This window comes from Priestia koreensis, assembly GCF_022646885.1.
GTDB lineage: Bacteria > Bacillota > Bacilli > Bacillales > Bacillaceae_H > Bacillus_AG > Bacillus_AG koreensis_A.
Window position 1 is genome coordinate 2,196,912 of the sequence record NZ_CP061868.1, and the last position, 15,158, is coordinate 2,212,069.

At 39.5% G+C, this 15,158-nt stretch carries 19 protein-coding genes and 1 riboswitch; of the genes, 6 read left to right on the plus strand and 13 right to left on the minus strand.

Features of this window, described 5'->3' with window-relative positions:
- Positions 1-449 precede the first annotated feature (449 nt).
- Complete coding sequence (locus tag IE339_RS11090; RefSeq protein WP_242175958.1) at positions 450-878, plus strand: hypothetical protein; 429 nt, start codon at positions 450-452, stop codon at positions 876-878.
- Between the two features lie 453 nt (positions 879-1,331).
- Here IE339_RS11090 and IE339_RS11095 read toward each other — a convergent pair whose 3' ends face one another.
- Positions 1,332-2,108, minus strand: a complete 777-nt coding sequence (locus IE339_RS11095) for a serine hydrolase (RefSeq protein WP_242175959.1) — start codon at positions 2,106-2,108, stop codon at positions 1,332-1,334.
- A gap of 192 nt (positions 2,109-2,300) precedes the next feature.
- A riboswitch (SAM riboswitch) is annotated at positions 2,301-2,401 on the plus strand.
- Positions 2,402-2,481: 80 nt separating this feature from the next.
- Here IE339_RS11095 and IE339_RS11100 point away from each other — a divergent pair.
- The 3 genes from IE339_RS11100 (at position 2,482) to IE339_RS11110 (ending at position 4,555) form a co-directional block, all read left to right on the plus strand.
- Positions 2,482-3,609 carry a 5-methyltetrahydropteroyltriglutamate--homocysteine S-methyltransferase gene (locus IE339_RS11100; protein ID WP_242175960.1) on the plus strand — a complete coding sequence of 376 codons (1,128 nt, stop codon included), beginning with the start codon at positions 2,482-2,484 and terminating at the stop codon, positions 3,607-3,609.
- A 292-nt stretch (positions 3,610-3,901) separates the two neighbouring features.
- Entirely contained in the window at positions 3,902-4,195 is a 294-nt protein-coding gene (locus IE339_RS11105; protein WP_242175961.1) for a hypothetical protein, read from the plus strand.
- Between the two features lie 30 nt (positions 4,196-4,225).
- On the plus strand, positions 4,226-4,555 hold the full coding sequence (locus IE339_RS11110; protein ID WP_242175962.1) for a hypothetical protein: 330 nt from the start codon (positions 4,226-4,228) through the stop codon (positions 4,553-4,555).
- Between the two features lie 67 nt (positions 4,556-4,622).
- Here the strand turns inward: IE339_RS11110 and IE339_RS11115 are convergent, their stop codons facing one another.
- The 10 genes from IE339_RS11115 to IE339_RS11155 all read right to left on the minus strand — a co-directional run bounded on the left by IE339_RS11115 (position 4,623) and on the right by IE339_RS11155 (position 9,560).
- Complete coding sequence (locus IE339_RS11115) at positions 4,623-5,114, minus strand: YhfM domain-containing protein (RefSeq protein ID WP_242175963.1); 492 nt, start codon at positions 5,112-5,114, stop codon at positions 4,623-4,625.
- A 10-nt stretch (positions 5,115-5,124) separates the two neighbouring features.
- Positions 5,125-5,658 (minus strand): DUF3267 domain-containing protein, encoded by a 534-nt coding sequence (locus IE339_RS11120; RefSeq protein WP_242175964.1) that lies wholly within the window; start codon positions 5,656-5,658, stop codon positions 5,125-5,127.
- Between the two features lie 139 nt (positions 5,659-5,797).
- On the minus strand, positions 5,798-6,130 hold the full coding sequence (locus tag IE339_RS11125; protein WP_242175966.1) for a DUF6054 family protein: 333 nt from the start codon (positions 6,128-6,130) through the stop codon (positions 5,798-5,800).
- Between the two features lie 62 nt (positions 6,131-6,192).
- On the minus strand, positions 6,193-6,315 hold the full coding sequence (locus tag IE339_RS24680; protein WP_277933961.1) for a hypothetical protein: 123 nt from the start codon (positions 6,313-6,315) through the stop codon (positions 6,193-6,195).
- A gap of 22 nt (positions 6,316-6,337) precedes the next feature.
- A complete protein-coding gene (locus IE339_RS11130; RefSeq protein WP_242175967.1) occupies positions 6,338-6,907 on the minus strand; it encodes a DUF4256 domain-containing protein in 570 nt (189 codons plus the stop codon).
- A gap of 66 nt (positions 6,908-6,973) precedes the next feature.
- The gene (locus tag IE339_RS11135; protein WP_242175968.1) at positions 6,974-7,255 is read right to left on the minus strand and encodes a hypothetical protein; all 282 of its coding nucleotides are present in this window, start codon (positions 7,253-7,255) and stop codon (positions 6,974-6,976) included.
- 71 nt (positions 7,256-7,326) lie between these two features.
- Positions 7,327-8,091 carry a methyltransferase domain-containing protein gene (locus IE339_RS11140; protein WP_242175969.1) on the minus strand — a complete coding sequence of 255 codons (765 nt, stop codon included), beginning with the start codon at positions 8,089-8,091 and terminating at the stop codon, positions 7,327-7,329.
- Between the two features lie 94 nt (positions 8,092-8,185).
- Positions 8,186-8,374 (minus strand): DUF4017 family protein, encoded by a 189-nt coding sequence (locus IE339_RS11145; protein ID WP_242175970.1) that lies wholly within the window; start codon positions 8,372-8,374, stop codon positions 8,186-8,188.
- A gap of 190 nt (positions 8,375-8,564) precedes the next feature.
- Complete coding sequence (locus IE339_RS11150; protein ID WP_242175971.1) at positions 8,565-9,077, minus strand: GNAT family N-acetyltransferase; 513 nt, start codon at positions 9,075-9,077, stop codon at positions 8,565-8,567.
- Between the two features lie 87 nt (positions 9,078-9,164).
- Positions 9,165-9,560, minus strand: a complete 396-nt coding sequence (locus tag IE339_RS11155; RefSeq protein ID WP_242175972.1) for a carboxymuconolactone decarboxylase family protein — start codon at positions 9,558-9,560, stop codon at positions 9,165-9,167.
- 105 nt (positions 9,561-9,665) lie between these two features.
- Here IE339_RS11155 and IE339_RS11160 point away from each other — a divergent pair, with 105 nt between their 5' ends.
- Complete coding sequence (locus IE339_RS11160; RefSeq protein WP_242175973.1) at positions 9,666-10,049, plus strand: MerR family transcriptional regulator; 384 nt, start codon at positions 9,666-9,668, stop codon at positions 10,047-10,049.
- A 20-nt stretch (positions 10,050-10,069) separates the two neighbouring features.
- Entirely contained in the window at positions 10,070-10,477 is a 408-nt protein-coding gene (locus IE339_RS11165; RefSeq protein ID WP_242175974.1) for a bleomycin resistance protein, read from the plus strand.
- 52 nt (positions 10,478-10,529) lie between these two features.
- Here the strand turns inward: IE339_RS11165 and parC are convergent, their stop codons facing one another.
- Positions 10,530-12,965, minus strand: coding sequence for a DNA topoisomerase IV subunit A (gene parC, locus IE339_RS11170; RefSeq protein ID WP_242175976.1), 2,436 nt, complete (start codon positions 12,963-12,965; stop codon positions 10,530-10,532).
- 3 nt (positions 12,966-12,968) lie between these two features.
- On the minus strand, positions 12,969-14,936 hold the full coding sequence (gene parE, locus IE339_RS11175; protein WP_242175978.1) for a DNA topoisomerase IV subunit B: 1,968 nt from the start codon (positions 14,934-14,936) through the stop codon (positions 12,969-12,971).
- Between the last annotated feature and the right edge of the window lie 222 nt (positions 14,937-15,158).

The window sequence follows — 15,158 nt, forward strand, 5'->3', positions numbered from 1 at the left end:
AATAAAATGTTTAATACTGTACTTTTGTGTTTTAGTTAGACCTCTATATGACTTCATTTACTACCACAACAAAAAGATGTTTACTACAAGGGATTATTCTGATAAAATTTGCAAAATATTTCAACTTTTAAAACTGATAAAAACGTAACCTTTCCAATGCACGAAGGAAGTATATGAACCTATCTAAAGAAAAGCTTGTAATCCTACTGATAAGAGTTGAACAGTATATGGCTAAAAATAATAAAAAAAGGGGTAACGAAACACTTTGAGAGTTTTCAATAGGGCATACTTAACTATATTCAACTAACGAAGCAGGTTAGTGAAATAAGAGATATAATTAGCGAAGCTGTATTCGTAGACAATTGATAAAGGAGAAATGCCATCATATGGTTGGTTTCTTAAATAAAGCAAAATTTTAAAAAGACGATTTAAAAGGCATTGCAAAATTAATGTATCAGGATGTTTCAGATAATTCCTGGGATAAAGAGAACCTTACTAAAATAAATTTAGACTTTACTATTGAAAGCGTTCTTTATATTGATATGTATACAAAAAGATTAATGAATACGGAGTTTGGTAATGAACTTTTAAATAAGTATTTTGATATTTTAGCGATTCGTATAGGTGCATATATTGGTGAGGTTATCAAAAAAAATATTAAGCAAGACTTTTACTGGTATGAGTTAGATTCTGTACACAATTATACTCCCAATTTTGACGAAGAGGATAATAATACCAAAACACAGAGTGTTCTTTATTCTAAAAAGAGAGAGATAGTAATATTACCTTTAAATGTGGTATCGCAATTTTTGAAAGGGAACTCCCCATACAGTAATTTTCTTACTTACGTAGAAGAAACGATTGAGCATAATTCTTAATAGTATCGCTACTATTTTTTCATTGTTATATAATATTATTTGTTTTATATGTGTATAGAGCTAATCTCTCCCACCTTGCATCACAAATCAGTTAAAAACCATTTATGCCCCTCTTCTTGCGTCATATACTAACGTCGCTAAAAGAGCCTGACTTGTAGGAACATACACGAATTCTCCAATGGAAAGGATGAGAACGGCTCCTACTAAAAGAAAGATGTTTGTGGAGAATGCTAAAACACTATATCCAAAGCCACACAGTAAAAATCCGGCATACATAACGGTTTTTTGCCTTTTATTTTGAATGGATTTCGCTGTACTTCTTATTTAGTATGTTCCCGTTGGGCTTAACTGTTTTAGTTTGAGCCCTGTTGATCTAATAAGAATCTTTAAAAAAACTACTGATAAATTCACTAAAAAAGCGGTCGCAGAGTTGTCTCCACTGACCGCTTTTTCTTAGTTTATAAGAAGAGTTTCTTGACTGGCGTAGGCATCATAAAGCAATTGAAGCGCTTCTTGGATGCTCTCATCTGCATCTGTATTTGTAGCGCGATTCGGTAGATTCCTAGCTCCTAATGCAAATAAAAATGGGTGCTTTGAAAACTCACCAATCACGCCAATATTAATAACCGCGTGGTTTAATCCCCCTGTCATTTGATTAATGATATGCGCAGGTAAGGCCTCTATTTTGTCTTGCTGTCTGACGAGACCGTTTATAATGGGTACCCACAACTCAGGGGTTTCTGTATACCCTCTCATAATCGTTTGAAAGAGTTCAAATACTTCGCTTAGCTGTCCTTTATTTTGACCATCTCTAGGGTCATCGTTAACATGAATCGTGGGGTAATATTTTTGCAGCGTCGCGTTCACCACTTCCCATCCACCAACTACATTTACGACACATTGTGCGACGAAACGATCATGACAGGCAATCATCATTTCTACTGCCTCTCTTAGCAATAGAGAGCTTCGTTGCTGAAAATGAGGATATAGCTCCTGACTATCTTCTCTAGGGTCAAACCGCATTGGTGAAACTTTTTCATTCCATGTGTATCGCCCTTCTTCAATAAACTTCACTACACAAAAAGCAATCGCAAGCTTTGCAGCAGAAGCAAGGGGAATTTCTAAGTCAGGATTAATCGATTGAATCATTTCTTGCTTTAATTGAGAGAACACAAGCAAACCATACTCACCCTCTGGAAGGTTACGTAGTACGTTAAGAACGTTTTGCAATTTGGTCACCACTTTCACATTTTATGTATGTATTCTTCTTGTTTAGATTTTCATTACACGATCTCCTCCTTTTCTCATAAAAAAGTAGCAACTAGAGTGGATGAATAATTCCATTTTTCAGACTTTGGTTGACAAACCGCTCAAACAAGTGTAACCTAGTCCCTAATTCAATTTATTTATTAAAACTTAATATTCTTATCTCGAGAGGTGGAGGGACTGGCCCTACGAAGCCTCGGCAGCGGACTATCATAGTACTGTGCCAATTCCAGTAGCAATTTGCTTGAAGATAAGAAGAGAAACGATATTCAATGCCCTCTTCTTATTTATTGAGAAGAGGGTTTTTACTTTATAAGAGAAAGAAGGATATGTATTTATGACACAAGTAGCGATTAAATCCCCATTTAAAGCGGATCACGTTGGTAGTTTTTTACGAACGGTTCCCTTAAAAGAAGCACGAAAAGCTTATGCAAATGGCACAATTAATAAAGAAGCGCTAAAGGCCATCGAGGATCAGGAAATCACCCAACTCGTTCAAAAGCAAATTGACGTTGGCCTTCAGTCCATTACAGACGGGGAATTTCGCCGTTCTTGGTGGCATTTAGACTTTCTAGCAGGATTAGAAGGCGTGGAACTGTTTGAAACAGAGTACATTAGTCAGTTTAAAGGCGCTAAAACGAAAAACAATGCTATTAAAGTCGTAGGGAAAATTGATTTTAATGAGCATGAAATGATTCAGCACTTCACTTTTCTAAAAGAAGCCGTTGAACGTTACGGCGATGGTAGTCAGGTTGCTAAATTCTCGATTCCGAGTCCCAACATGCTGTTTACGAGAATTCAAGAGGATGAGTATTATAACGGAAATCGCAAACAGTTTTATGATGATACGGTTGCGGCTTATCAAAAAGCGATTCAAGCTTTTTATGACGCAGGCTGCCGATATCTTCAACTAGATGATACATCCTGGATTGACTTTGTATCTGACGAGCGCATAAAAGCTGCTGAAGAAAAGCTAAACGATAACGTAGAGAATATCATTCAGTCTAGAGTTAATTGTCTAAACGACGCTATCGCAAATAAACCAAGTGATCTACTAATTACGATGCATATTTGTCGCGGAAACTTCCGCTCTACTTACATCACGAGCGGTGGATATGACCAAATATCCGATGCGATTTTCGCTCAGCTCCATGTAGATGGTCTTTTCCTTGAGTATGACGATAATCGCTCAGGTAATTTTAAGCCTTTAAAAAGCTTTAAACGCAATGATCAGACGGTCGTATTAGGTTTAATTACGTCTAAGTTTCCAACATTAGAAGAAGCTGATTCAATTAAGAAACGTATTCGAGAGGCTAGTCAGTATATCCCATTAGAAAACTTATCGTTAAGCCCTCAGTGCGGGTTTGCTAGCACAGAAGAAGGAAATGAATTAACGGAAGACGAGCAGTGGAAAAAGATTAAGCACGTCATTGCCATTGCTGAAGACGTTTGGGGAAAACAATAATTTCTTATGCACCCCACCACTTCTAAACGAGTTGTGGTGGGGTTTGTAAGATGTAACTGCCTTTCTAAATTAAACATTCTCGTTTAAAGTAAACGTTTAAGTATGCCTACTCCTAAAATCTACTATGCCCCCCTCTCCTTCAAAACAGTCCAAACATAAAAAAGATTCTATTACACTCGTGATCACTTACTGTATAATAATGTTTGGTATTCTAGTTAGTGGAAAACTGAGCTATCATTTATCTTTATCATCCTATGACATACAAAAATTCAACCAGAGGAGCATTTCTTTCATGCGCTATATTCGCTTTTTTATTTCTCAGATGCTTCTATCAGGCATTTTAGTTGCGCTTCACTATTACTTTGATGAAACCGTTCGATATTCTTTTCATCCGAAGTCCATTTTTTTAAATTTGGTAATGGTGGCTGTAGCTGCCGTGCTGGCTCGATTTGTATACATGGATCGAGAAAAGAAAGCACCTCACTCTAATCACATTCGGTTTCGAACAAAGATTGTTCTTACCATCGTCGCGTTTCTTGCGGCAACTGTTGTATTCGGCTTCATGACAAGACAACTACTGGTTTAGCTACTAAGGATAAAAAGATGGGAGTAAAAAATGAGAAAAGTACTTAAAGTCCTGTTGTCTGTACTCATTTATGGCTTACTTATCCTACTTAGCATTCTGACTGGCTCACTTCCTTTTGACGAAGGGCTAAACACGAAAAAAATTGACCGGCACATTGAAAAGCTAAAGGAGCTTTCTTGGTTTAAAAACGTATACGAAGATGAACGACATCACCAGTCTTTTTTTATTAATCGAAGAGTTCGAAAGTATCTTCAAAGCTTTGTGCGCGTTCGTCTATTAATAAAGAGTGAGAAGGCCCAAAAGAGATTTATGAAATTACTTGAAGAACAGGCAGTGCTGCGGGAGAAGAATAAGGCATAGAACAAGGAGAGGTTATCAAACCTCTCCTTGTGTTGTATAAAAACATATCAAACATCGTGACCCTCCTTCACAGTCTTTCCTCAATCAATAACATAAATGGGTCCGCCTGTTTTTTTGAAACATGATAAACCGTTTGTGTATCTTCGTTATTCATGATGGTAGCGCTATGATTTTCTTTGTGCATCCATAATGAGAAGGACTGTGTTTTTTTACTCTTGTATTCAATTTCTAAAAAGAGATCTGGATCTGCCACATCTACCACTCCCTCTACTCTTTCAGCACTTAAAAATGCTTTTTGAATAATAGCGATTGAAGATTCACTTTTTACTGGATACTTGTATGATCCAGTTGTTTTCGTAAGAACTACACGCTCAACCGGTTCATTAAGAAACAGCGGTTTATTCTCTTCCGTTTGGGTGGTCTCGTGAGATGGTGGTGACGGTTTATTTAAAGAAGCCTTTTCTAGAGGAACCGTCTCTTTTGATTCACATCCAAGAAGAAGCGATAACACTAGCAAGAGCAAGCAAGATAACGTAGCAACAAACGGCTTTTTCAACATTGTTCACCTTCTACCTATTGATTTGATAATATCCATTACAAAAAACCGCTCTTTTTGGCTTCATCAAAATTAAGACTGAATTATAGATATCCGACCCTGAAATCACCGCGTTGATCCAACAAATAAATAAGAAAACGGCTTTTATATCACCAGATACATAGAATGAAGCGACTCCTGGAATAACGGTTAATACAATAAACGGAAGGCTCATAAAAACCCAGTATTTCCTTTTGGAAAGAACGGCATTTGTCGTTAGCCAAAAAAAGATGCCGCTAAAGGTTAGGCTTATATCACCGTCTTTTTTGACGACTAAAATATGTAGGCTTTCATGAATAATGAACACAGCGATCCATAGTAGGATTAAATACTGAATCCCCAAATGAGAAAAGCTTGTTTCAAACAGAAAAGGAATGGCAAAAAGTATAAGTTGTAGCCCGTAAACAAATTTCATATAGTGTGTGCGGTACCAATCCTGCTGAATAAACGGTGTCCACTGCGATAAATCGCGTTTCACCTCTGGTAGATGTTTAAACCAAACCACCATAAACGATAACTCCTTTTTAAAAAAATGTAAAATTAAGTAAAATATAAGCTGATTTTAGCATAAAATTCAGAAAAAAAGAACCGGCACCGTAGATCATTTGCTGTGTCGGTTCTTTTCTAATAGTGATACTATGTATTCATTAACTTCCTTCTAAACTATTTTGTACAATTCGTACCATATCGTCTTCGGCACCTAAACTAAAGTTCAGGAAAATTCCTTGGCCTCCACCAGCACCAATCGCGGAAACAAAAACCGTTTGCTCGTGTCCAACTACGGTTAAACTGAGACTTGCTCGGTTTCCATTTCGCATAAAATATTTATCATACACGCGAACGGCCACTTTCGCATCTCCAAGCGTATAGTTGGTTTCATCAACTAATTTCATGCTAATTCCACTGTTACTAATATCTTGATCTAGTCGTTCTACAACCTCGTCAAATTGACCAATGATGGTTTTTTCATACTTTGCCATGATAACCTCTTATCCTCCCTTGCGTTCCTTCATATGTAAGTTTTTATCTCTTTGGCCGTTTGTTAAACGGATCCATCTCTCTTATTTTCTTCTTCGCGTCTCTTTTTGTTTAGCCTATACCCAGAATACGTCCCTCCAAAGATTGCGACAAACATGGCGATCCAAATTCCTACCCATACAGACATGCTAGTTACCTCCCCTTTTTTATTAGACGTTCAGTACACCGCGAAATCCTCTGGAGCTATAGTAAGAATCCGCACCGTTATGGTACGTGAACACATGGCCGAAGCGGTAGTCGCAAAAAAGCGCTCCACCCTTCTCCCGAATATCGTCTGGTGTTTGAATCCAGCTGGACGTTTTTTTATCCACTTCGACAAGCCTTTGTAAGCTTCGATATTGAGCTTCTGTTAAAATCTGAATTCCCATTGAAGTCGCCATATCAATCGCATTGTTCTCTGGCTTATTCTTCTTTCTAGATTCTAGCGCTTCGCGATCATAGCACACGCTTCTACGACCTTTTGGGCTTTCTGGTGCACAGTCATAAAATTGAAAGCAGCCTTTTTCATAGCCTATGACGTCAGGCTCACCGCCTGTTGTCTCCATAAGATATAACGACCATAGTTTGTGAGGCTGTGCTTCTAGCTTTTCTTTTACATTTACCCAATGTATTTCTAGATGTCGAGAGCTATTTTTCTCAAATCGCTCCTGAAGCACGCCTAGCAGCTCCGCTTTTTTCTGCTGTGAAAATTCACGTTGCTCTTCTAAAAGTGTAGACATGTTAGAGCCTCCTTTCTGATCTGCAACAAAATGATTAAAATAATACGATATTAGTAACCTACTGGTCTAGGCTACCGCACGAAGAAATGATAACGCCAGTGAGATTACGAAAACGGATAAAACGAACGAATAAATAGAGGACGTGACTTTCTTTTGAAACGAAAAATGGCTGTATTTTTTATACAAATAAACAAGGCATAAAAAAGAGAACACATAAATTCCGTAAGACAAAATGAGCGTTGGCTGTGGTGCTAGATGAAAAAAGGATTTGTTAAGTGCTTCAAACAGAACTTTTACAATGAGTGTTAAGGTAAAAACAGCGATTTGATGCATATAGAGCTTTGACATAGGTGAGTCGCTCCTTTTTGGCGAAATAGGATAATAGGAATTTTAGTCAGGATATGTAACTCATTCATTCCTTATAGCATTCGTGCAATCGTATGTGAAAATACAGCAACGTCACGATAAGGCGATACGCTGCAAACCTTCATCTCAAGCTCCGTCATTTTTTGATTCCACTCGTCATCGAATTTGTGTTCATTGTCAATATAGCTATATAGATTATGTATGCCATAGCGCTCTATTACTTGAAAACCAGCTTTCGTCAGCCATTTTTTAAGATCGTCTTGTGAAAAGAGAGAAATGTCCGCTCCAATCACAGAACTATAATCTGTTTTTCGATCCACAAATGACAAAGCAGCAGACGGAGATTTTTCAACAATCGCTTTTTTCATGACGTTCGCTAACGGATTATGCGTAATGAGAGAAAGATACCCTTGTCTTTTTATGTTCTGTGCAAGTGTCCAAATCCCCTTCTCAGGATCGTCTAAATATTCAAGAACGTTGTGACAAAGCAGAAAATCTGCGCTAAACGCTAGCGAATGAATCTCTTCTATGGATTTTTGTTTAAATTCTATGCTTCCATTACTCTGAAGTGCCTTCTGTTTTGCGGCAGAAAGCAAATCGTTTTTTGGTTCTAGGCCTAAAACGCGGCAACCTTTTTCAGCCAACGATTTAATTGTTATCCCAAATCCGCATCCAACATCCACTACGTAATCATCACTAGCTAAAAATGGCTCTATTTGAGCAAGAGTACTCGTGTAAAATAGTTTCCCCCACGGCTGTTCTGTGTAGGACAGATATTGTTCAACACTCTTTGAAAAATGTTCTATGTTTGATCTCAATGTATTCACTCCTTCATGATTGGTAATTAAATTTAGAGATAATAGGCACAAAAAATGGACAGCAAAAAATGCAGCTACCCATCTCTAATTCCGCTTAATTATGTGATGGTCTTCTGAACACAAAAAACATAATTAAAATCGCCATTAATAACGCAGGAATCGCATAAAGCTGACCAACAAATAACTTCCAACCAATCGTGTTATAACCATCAGACGCAGGTAAGAAGACCGTAAGCAAACAAACAGCTAAATAGACGAACAATGGTGGAATGATCTTTTTCACTATTCTTTTCCCTCCTTTTCTTCTGTTAGTATATCGTTTTTTTGTAAAAATATTCCATAAAAATCCAATGTATTTTAGAGAAAGAAAAAGCAAGCGATCGTCTCATAAAGAGGAGATCGTTTGCTTTTTTGTTTTTTTAATCATTCTATTTTTGAGAAAAACGGTTCAAATAGTGCCCCTTATTTTTAAATCATAATCCTGAGAGATCGTCCCAAATATAGGCTTCATCTTCTACGACCACTCCGCCAAATTCACTCTCTCTATGAGCAAAATAAGCTGCTTGAAGACGTTTGTAAAAGCCTCGACCAGCTTCATTCTTTTTCATGACCCAGACGAGCATAGACGACATTTGTTCGTTGCGAAGATATTTAGCTACCGCCGACACTAGTCGTCGACCTGCTCCTAACCCTTGCGCTTTCGGTAAAAGGTAAAGGGCATATAACTCTCCTGTTTGATCATTTTGGCTCATCATTTGTGTTGCAGCAAAGCCAACAATTTCATTGACCTCATTAACGGCTACAAAAATAGCGGACTTGTGCTCGAATTCAGCCATGAATTGACCCCATTTTGTCTCCGCCTCTTCATAGGAAAGGCTATGTAAATACTCATCTGGTACGAGTCCTTTGTAAGTCGTTTTCCACGTATCAATGTAAATAGCGGAAACAGCTTTTATGTCTTCACTAGTTGCTTTTCGTATGTTCATTTTTATCACTCCTGTTATATTAAACTATCTTATTCTCGTTAGTGACGTCAAATCAAGCTTCTTTAATTTTTCAGAGGTTTACGGAAACTATTCCTTTGTATCCACAGATAAACCTCTCTCCTCAAAAACTTGTTTAGCAACCAACACAGCATTTAATACTCTCGGAAATCCCGTGTAGGGAATGCAGTGAATAATAGCTTCAACAATTTCATTAGGTGTCAATCCGACATTAAGTGCCGCATGAATATGAACGATAAGCTGTGGCTCACATCCGCCCTGTGTCGTAAGCGAAGCAATTGTCACTAACTGCTTTTGCTGAAGGCTAATTCCTGTTCTTGTATAAATATCTCCAAAAGCAAATTCAATCACGTACTTTCCAATGTCAGGCGCAAGGCCTTTCAGTGATTCAATGACTCGTTTTCCGCCCTCCCCATCTACTTCCATTAGCTTGTTCCATCCATTTTCATATCGTTGATTCATCATTTTTATCTCTCCTAACGTTGTAGTGATGTGCTATGAATAAAATACTACGCTTTAGCGCGCGCTCTAAGGCAAGGGTTTTCGTCAAAAACATGGTATACTTTTCCTATGGAAAATTTATTCAGCATTCAACAACTTGCAGCTATAACAGAAATGTCTAGCCATACACTACGTTACTATGAAAAGATCGGCTTAATTCAGCATGTGCAGAGAGATAAAAATGGGTATCGACAGTATTCAGAATTTGATCTCGCTTGGGTTCAATTTCTCGTTCGGTTACGTGCAACAGGAATGTCGATGATCAAAATGAAGGAGTTCTCTGATTTGAGGTACCAAGGAGATGATACGGTTTCGTTAAGAAGAGAATTACTAGAGCAACACTATCAGGATACGTTAATGAACATGCGCGAACTACAAATAAATCTCACAAAAATGGAAGAGAAAATCGCACATTACAGGGCACTAGAGAATTTCCATCTGGAACTTTTATAAAATAATAATGGAAAAGAACGATGAATTGGAAAGGAACCGCCATCATGAAATTCAACACGCTAATACCTGAGCTGTCCGTTTCAAACCTCCATGTATCCAAAGAATTCTACTTAGGGGTAATTGGATTTGAGCTTGAATATGAACGTAAGGAGGATCGTTTTGCGTTTATCTCGTTGAACGGCGCACAAATGATGATTGAAGAACGTAATGGCCATTGGGAAACAGGTGAACTGGTTCATCCTTATGGTCGCGGCATTAATTTTCAAATTGCCGTGACCAACATAGAAGCCCTTTTCTCCCGTATACAGAAGCATAACGTTCCTCTTTTTCGGGATATGATGGTCAATACGTACAGTGGATACACTCAAAAAGAGTTTATCCTTCAAGACCCAGACGGTTATTTACTACGCTTTTCAGAAAATTGTTGATGCATATCCAAAAAGCAGCGATCACATCAAGTGATCGCTGCTTTTTGACGTACTATTTACTTTCTTCTTTCGGCTCAATCCAAACGGCCGAAACGCTTCCGGCATCGCTTTGATCAACAACATACGAGCCAATTCCATAGCGGTCGTTTACCCGCATTGAGGACGGATCAATCTGTTCAATGTGATGCTTATCCGTTACAAGGTAGTACCATTCGTTACCTGTAATAAATTCAAATCCGACCACTTTATGAGGATTTGCTTTTAGTTCTTTTACCATGACAAGACCTCGTCTTGCGCGTGAGGAACGTTCAAAGTCTGTGATGGAGAGCTTTTTCACCGCTCCTCGCTGTGTAGCCATCACGAGCTTCGGCTGCATGCCTTCTTCAAAGACTTTACCTGCTACGACGTAATCATCGTCTTTTAAGTTAATTCCTTTTACACCAGAGGCACGTGGGCCAACAATACTGACTTCTTCTTCCGAGAACCATAGTCCATATCCGTCATGAGTAGCAAGGAACACATCTTGCTTACCATCGGTTAAATGAACGTCAACAACTTCATCGTCGCCTTTGATGTTCACACCAACAAGGGCTCTTGAGCGACGCTGTGCTTTGTAATGCGCTAATTCTGTTTTCTTCACCATACCATTCTTCGTTATAAACAATAAAAACTTCGATTCTGCAAAATCATGGATTGGGATTGCCTTGACGACTTCTTCTTTTTTATCGATGGGAATAATGTTCGTCACGTGCTGTCCCATGTCCTTCCAACGAATATCTGGGAGTTCATGAATTGGCATGTACAAGTAATTTCCTTTGTTTGTGAAAAGTAGCATCGTATCGGTTGTGTTCAGTTCTTGTTTCAGAAGGAAGCGGTCCGTATCCTTCATTCCGAAATCTTGCCCGTTTGAAGCAGAGTATGATCGAAGGCTTGTGCGTTTTACGTAGCCATCCTTCGTTACCGTCACCATCACATCTTCAGACGGAATCATAACTTCAAGATTAATTTTGATTTCTTCAATTTTTTCTTCAATGACCGTACGGCGCTCATCATTGTACGTTTTCTTCACTTTTCGAAGGTCCGTTTTAATGACGTTTAACAATTTCTTTTCGCTATGTAAAATGGATTCAAGCTCTGCGATACGCGCATGTAGAGCTTCATCTTCTTCACGAAGCGCTGTAATATCCGTATTGGTTAAACGGTAGAGCTGTAAGGATACAATCGCTTCTGACTGCGCTTCTGTAAAGCCATACTCGTTCATTAAGTTTTGCTTCGCGTCGCGCTTATCCTTTGAAGAGCGAATCGTTGCGATTACCTCATCTAAAATCGATAAAGCTTTCATCAGCCCTTCTACGATATGAGCGCGCTCTTGTGCTTTTTTCAGCTCGTATTTTGAGCGATTTGTGACAACCTCACGCTGATGCTCAATGTAAGCGTCTAAAATATTTAAAAGGCTCATTAATTTCGGGCGCTTATGGTAAATGGCCACCATGTTGAAGTTGTAAGGTACTTGTAAATCGGTATTTTTGTACAGGTAGTTTAAGACCCCGTTTGCATCCGTTTCCTTCTTTAGTTCCACGACAATGCGTAGTCCTGTACGGTCCGTTTCATCACGTACCTCTGCAATACCGTCCACTTTGCGGTCAATACGCAGTTCATCCATTTTTTTCACAAGATTTGCCTTGTTTACTTCAAATGGAATTTCCGTAATAACGAGTTGCTGTTTGCCGCCGCGAAGATCTTCAATGCTTGCTTTTCCGCGAATGACGATTTTCCCTTTACCTGTTTCGTAAGCCTTCTTAATACCGTCGACCCCTTGAATGATCCCACCCGTTGGGAAATCAGGGCCTTTTAGTACCGTCATAAGCTCATCGACTGTGCTTGTTGGCTTATCAATACGCATAATCGCTGCATCAATTACCTCCCCTAATTGGTGAGGTGGAAGCTCCGTTGCATACCCTGCTGAAATCCCTGTTGAACCATTCACAAGGAGGTTCGGGAACATTGCAGGTAGGACCGTTGGTTCACTGCTTGTATCATCAAAGTTTGGGATAAATTCAACCGTGCGCTTATCGATATCACGAAGCAATTCTGATGCGATCGACGACAAGCGTGCTTCTGTATAACGCATCGCTGCAGGTGGATCACCGTCGATGCTTCCGTTATTTCCATGCATTTCTACTAGATAGTTTCGTACTTTCCAGTCTTGACTCATACGAACCATCGCGTCATAAACGGAACTATCACCATGTGGATGATAGTTCCCGATTACGTTCCCGACTGTTTTCGCTGATTTTCGGAATCCTTTTTCCGACGTATTTCCCTCCGCATGCATCGCATATAAAATACGACGTTGTACGGGCTTTAGTCCATCACGTGCATCCGGTAGGGCACGTTCTTGAATGATGTACTTACTATATCGTCCAAAGCGGTCGCCAAGTACATCTTCAAGCGGTAAATCTAAAAATCGTTCTGTTTGTTGGCTCATGTATTATTCCTCCTCTGCGACCGTTACGTTTTCGTTATCTAAAATATTCGGATCGTCCTCTAAACCAAAGGCGACGTTATTTTCAATCCACTTACGACGGGGCTCTACTTTGTCACCCATTAGTGTTGTTACGCGGCGCTCTGCGCGTGCTGCATCGTCAATGCGAACACGAATGAGCGTGCGAGTATCTGGGTTCATCGTCGTTTCCCAAAGCTGATCGGCATTCATCTCACCAAGTCCTTTGTAGCGCTGAATCATATACCCTTTTCCGACTTTTTTGATTGCGCCGTCTAGCTCATCATCGTTCCATGCGTATTCAATCACTTCTTTTTTGCCTGTTCCTCTGCTTACTTTATAGAGAGGTGGTAAGGCAATAAATACGCGCCCTGCTTCAATAAGTGGTTTCATATAGCGATAGAAGAACGTAAGCAGCAACACTTGAATGTGCGCCCCGTCCGTATCGGCATCGGTCATAATGACCACTTTGTCATAGTTAATATCATCTAAGTCAAAATCAGAGCCAACACCTGCGCCAATCGCATGAATGATCGTGTTAATCTCTTCGTTTTTAAAGATATCCTGAAGCTTCGCCTTTTCGGTATTAATAACCTTTCCGCGAAGTGGCAGAACCGCTTGGAAACGACGATCACGACCTTGTTTGGCTGAACCGCCCGCTGAGTCACCCTCAACTAGGTATAGTTCATTTCGCTGCGGATTTCGTGACTGTGCCGGTGTTAGCTTCCCGCTTAGCACGGTTTCTTTGCGATTTTTCTTTTTACCAGATCGAGCTTCTTCACGCGCTTTTCGGGCTGCTTCACGTGCCTGTGCCGCCTTTATAGCTTTTTTAACAAGCGCTGTACTAATGTCAGGGTTTTCCTCTAAAAAGTAAGCAAGTTTCTCAGAGATGACCGCATCAACAGCTGATCGTGCTTCACTTGTTCCGAGCTTTCCTTTTGTTTGCCCCTCGAACTGTAGCAGTGCCTCAGGAATACGTACCGAAACGATGGCCGCAAAGCCTTCTCGAATATCATTTCCTTCTAAGTTCTTGTCTTTCTCTCTCAAAAGGTTCACTTTTCGTGCGTATTCGTTAAAGACGCGTGTGACAGCGGCTTTTGCTCCTGCTTCGTGCGTTCCGCCGTCTTTTGTACGTACGTTGTTGACGAACGATAGGATATTTTCAGAGAATCCATCATTAAACTGGAATGAAAACTCGACTTCAATATCGTTTTGCATTCCTTCAAAGAACAGAACAGGATGAAGAACGTCTTTTTCTTCATTTAAATATTCAACAAATGCTTGAATTCCATTTTCATAGTGAAAAACGTCTCGTTGATCATAGCGTTCATCAATAAGCTCAATTTTTAACCCTTTGAGCAGGAACGCTGACTCACGTAGACGTTCGCTTAACGTATCATAGTTAAATGCAACCGTGCTAAAAATGGTTGGGTCTGGTTTGAAGTGGGTCGTGGTACCCGTTTTTCGTGTTTTTCCGATCTTTTCAAGAGTTGTGACCGCTTTTCCGCCGTTTTCAAAGCGCTGGCGATGAATAAACCCATCGCGGTAAATCGTTACCTCTAGCCACTCTGATAGAGCATTTACAACCGATGCCCCAACGCCGTGAAGTCCTCCACTCGTTTTGTACCCGCCTTGCCCAAACTTTCCTCCGGCATGAAGAACGGTGAAAATAATTTCGGGTGTTGGTTTTCCTAGTTTATGCATTCCCGTCGGCATTCCGCGTCCTTTATCTTGTACGGAAAGGGAAAGATCTTTATGTATTGTTACGATAATTTCGTCACCAAATCCTCCAAGTGCTTCATCGACTGAGTTGTCGACAATTTCGTATACGAGATGGTGCAAACCGCGACTATCCGTACTCCCAATATACATACCAGGACGTTTACGAACAGCATCCAAGCCTTCTAAGACCTGAATCGCGTCTTCATTGTAGTCAAACTGTTGTTTCTTAGCCAACCATACATACCCCTTTCATTTCTAGAACATAAGAACATATGTTTCGATTTTAGCATAACCATTGAAAAAGTCAAATGAGTTATGTCCCTTAAAAGCCTATATGATAGGCTTTTTGTTCTTTTTTTATATATTTTGTTTAAAAGATAGTCTAAGCATTATTGTAGCGATAAATAACGAATTCTAAAACCATTATTTACGAAAAAACGAAGAAAATCCTTGAAA

Coding starts and splice junctions, on each gene's coding strand:
- IE339_RS11100 (WP_242175960.1), top strand. CDS start 2,482: ATGACACAAGTAGCGATTAAATCCCCATTTAAAGCGGATCACGTTGGT.
- IE339_RS11115 (WP_242175963.1), bottom strand. CDS start 5,114: ATGTTGAAAAAGCCGTTTGTTGCTACGTTATCTTGCTTGCTCTTGCTA.
- IE339_RS11135 (WP_242175968.1), bottom strand. CDS start 7,255: ATGTCAAAGCTCTATATGCATCAAATCGCTGTTTTTACCTTAACACTC.
- IE339_RS11105 (WP_242175961.1), top strand. CDS start 3,902: ATGCGCTATATTCGCTTTTTTATTTCTCAGATGCTTCTATCAGGCATT.
- IE339_RS11150 (WP_242175971.1), bottom strand. CDS start 9,077: ATGAACATACGAAAAGCAACTAGTGAAGACATAAAAGCTGTTTCCGCT.
- IE339_RS11160 (WP_242175973.1), top strand. CDS start 9,666: ATGGAAAATTTATTCAGCATTCAACAACTTGCAGCTATAACAGAAATG.
- IE339_RS24680 (WP_277933961.1), bottom strand. CDS start 6,315: ATGTCTGTATGGGTAGGAATTTGGATCGCCATGTTTGTCGCAATCTTT.
- parC (WP_242175976.1), bottom strand. CDS start 12,965: ATGAGCCAACAAACAGAACGATTTTTAGATTTACCGCTTGAAGATGTA.
- IE339_RS11155 (WP_242175972.1), bottom strand. CDS start 9,560: ATGATGAATCAACGATATGAAAATGGATGGAACAAGCTAATGGAAGTA.
- IE339_RS11165 (WP_242175974.1), top strand. CDS start 10,070: ATGAATTGGAAAGGAACCGCCATCATGAAATTCAACACGCTAATACCT.
- IE339_RS11090 (WP_242175958.1), top strand. CDS start 450: ATGTATCAGGATGTTTCAGATAATTCCTGGGATAAAGAGAACCTTACT.
- IE339_RS11130 (WP_242175967.1), bottom strand. CDS start 6,907: ATGTCTACACTTTTAGAAGAGCAACGTGAATTTTCACAGCAGAAAAAA.
- IE339_RS11125 (WP_242175966.1), bottom strand. CDS start 6,130: ATGGCAAAGTATGAAAAAACCATCATTGGTCAATTTGACGAGGTTGTA.
- IE339_RS11110 (WP_242175962.1), top strand. CDS start 4,226: ATGAGAAAAGTACTTAAAGTCCTGTTGTCTGTACTCATTTATGGCTTA.
- IE339_RS11120 (WP_242175964.1), bottom strand. CDS start 5,658: ATGGTGGTTTGGTTTAAACATCTACCAGAGGTGAAACGCGATTTATCG.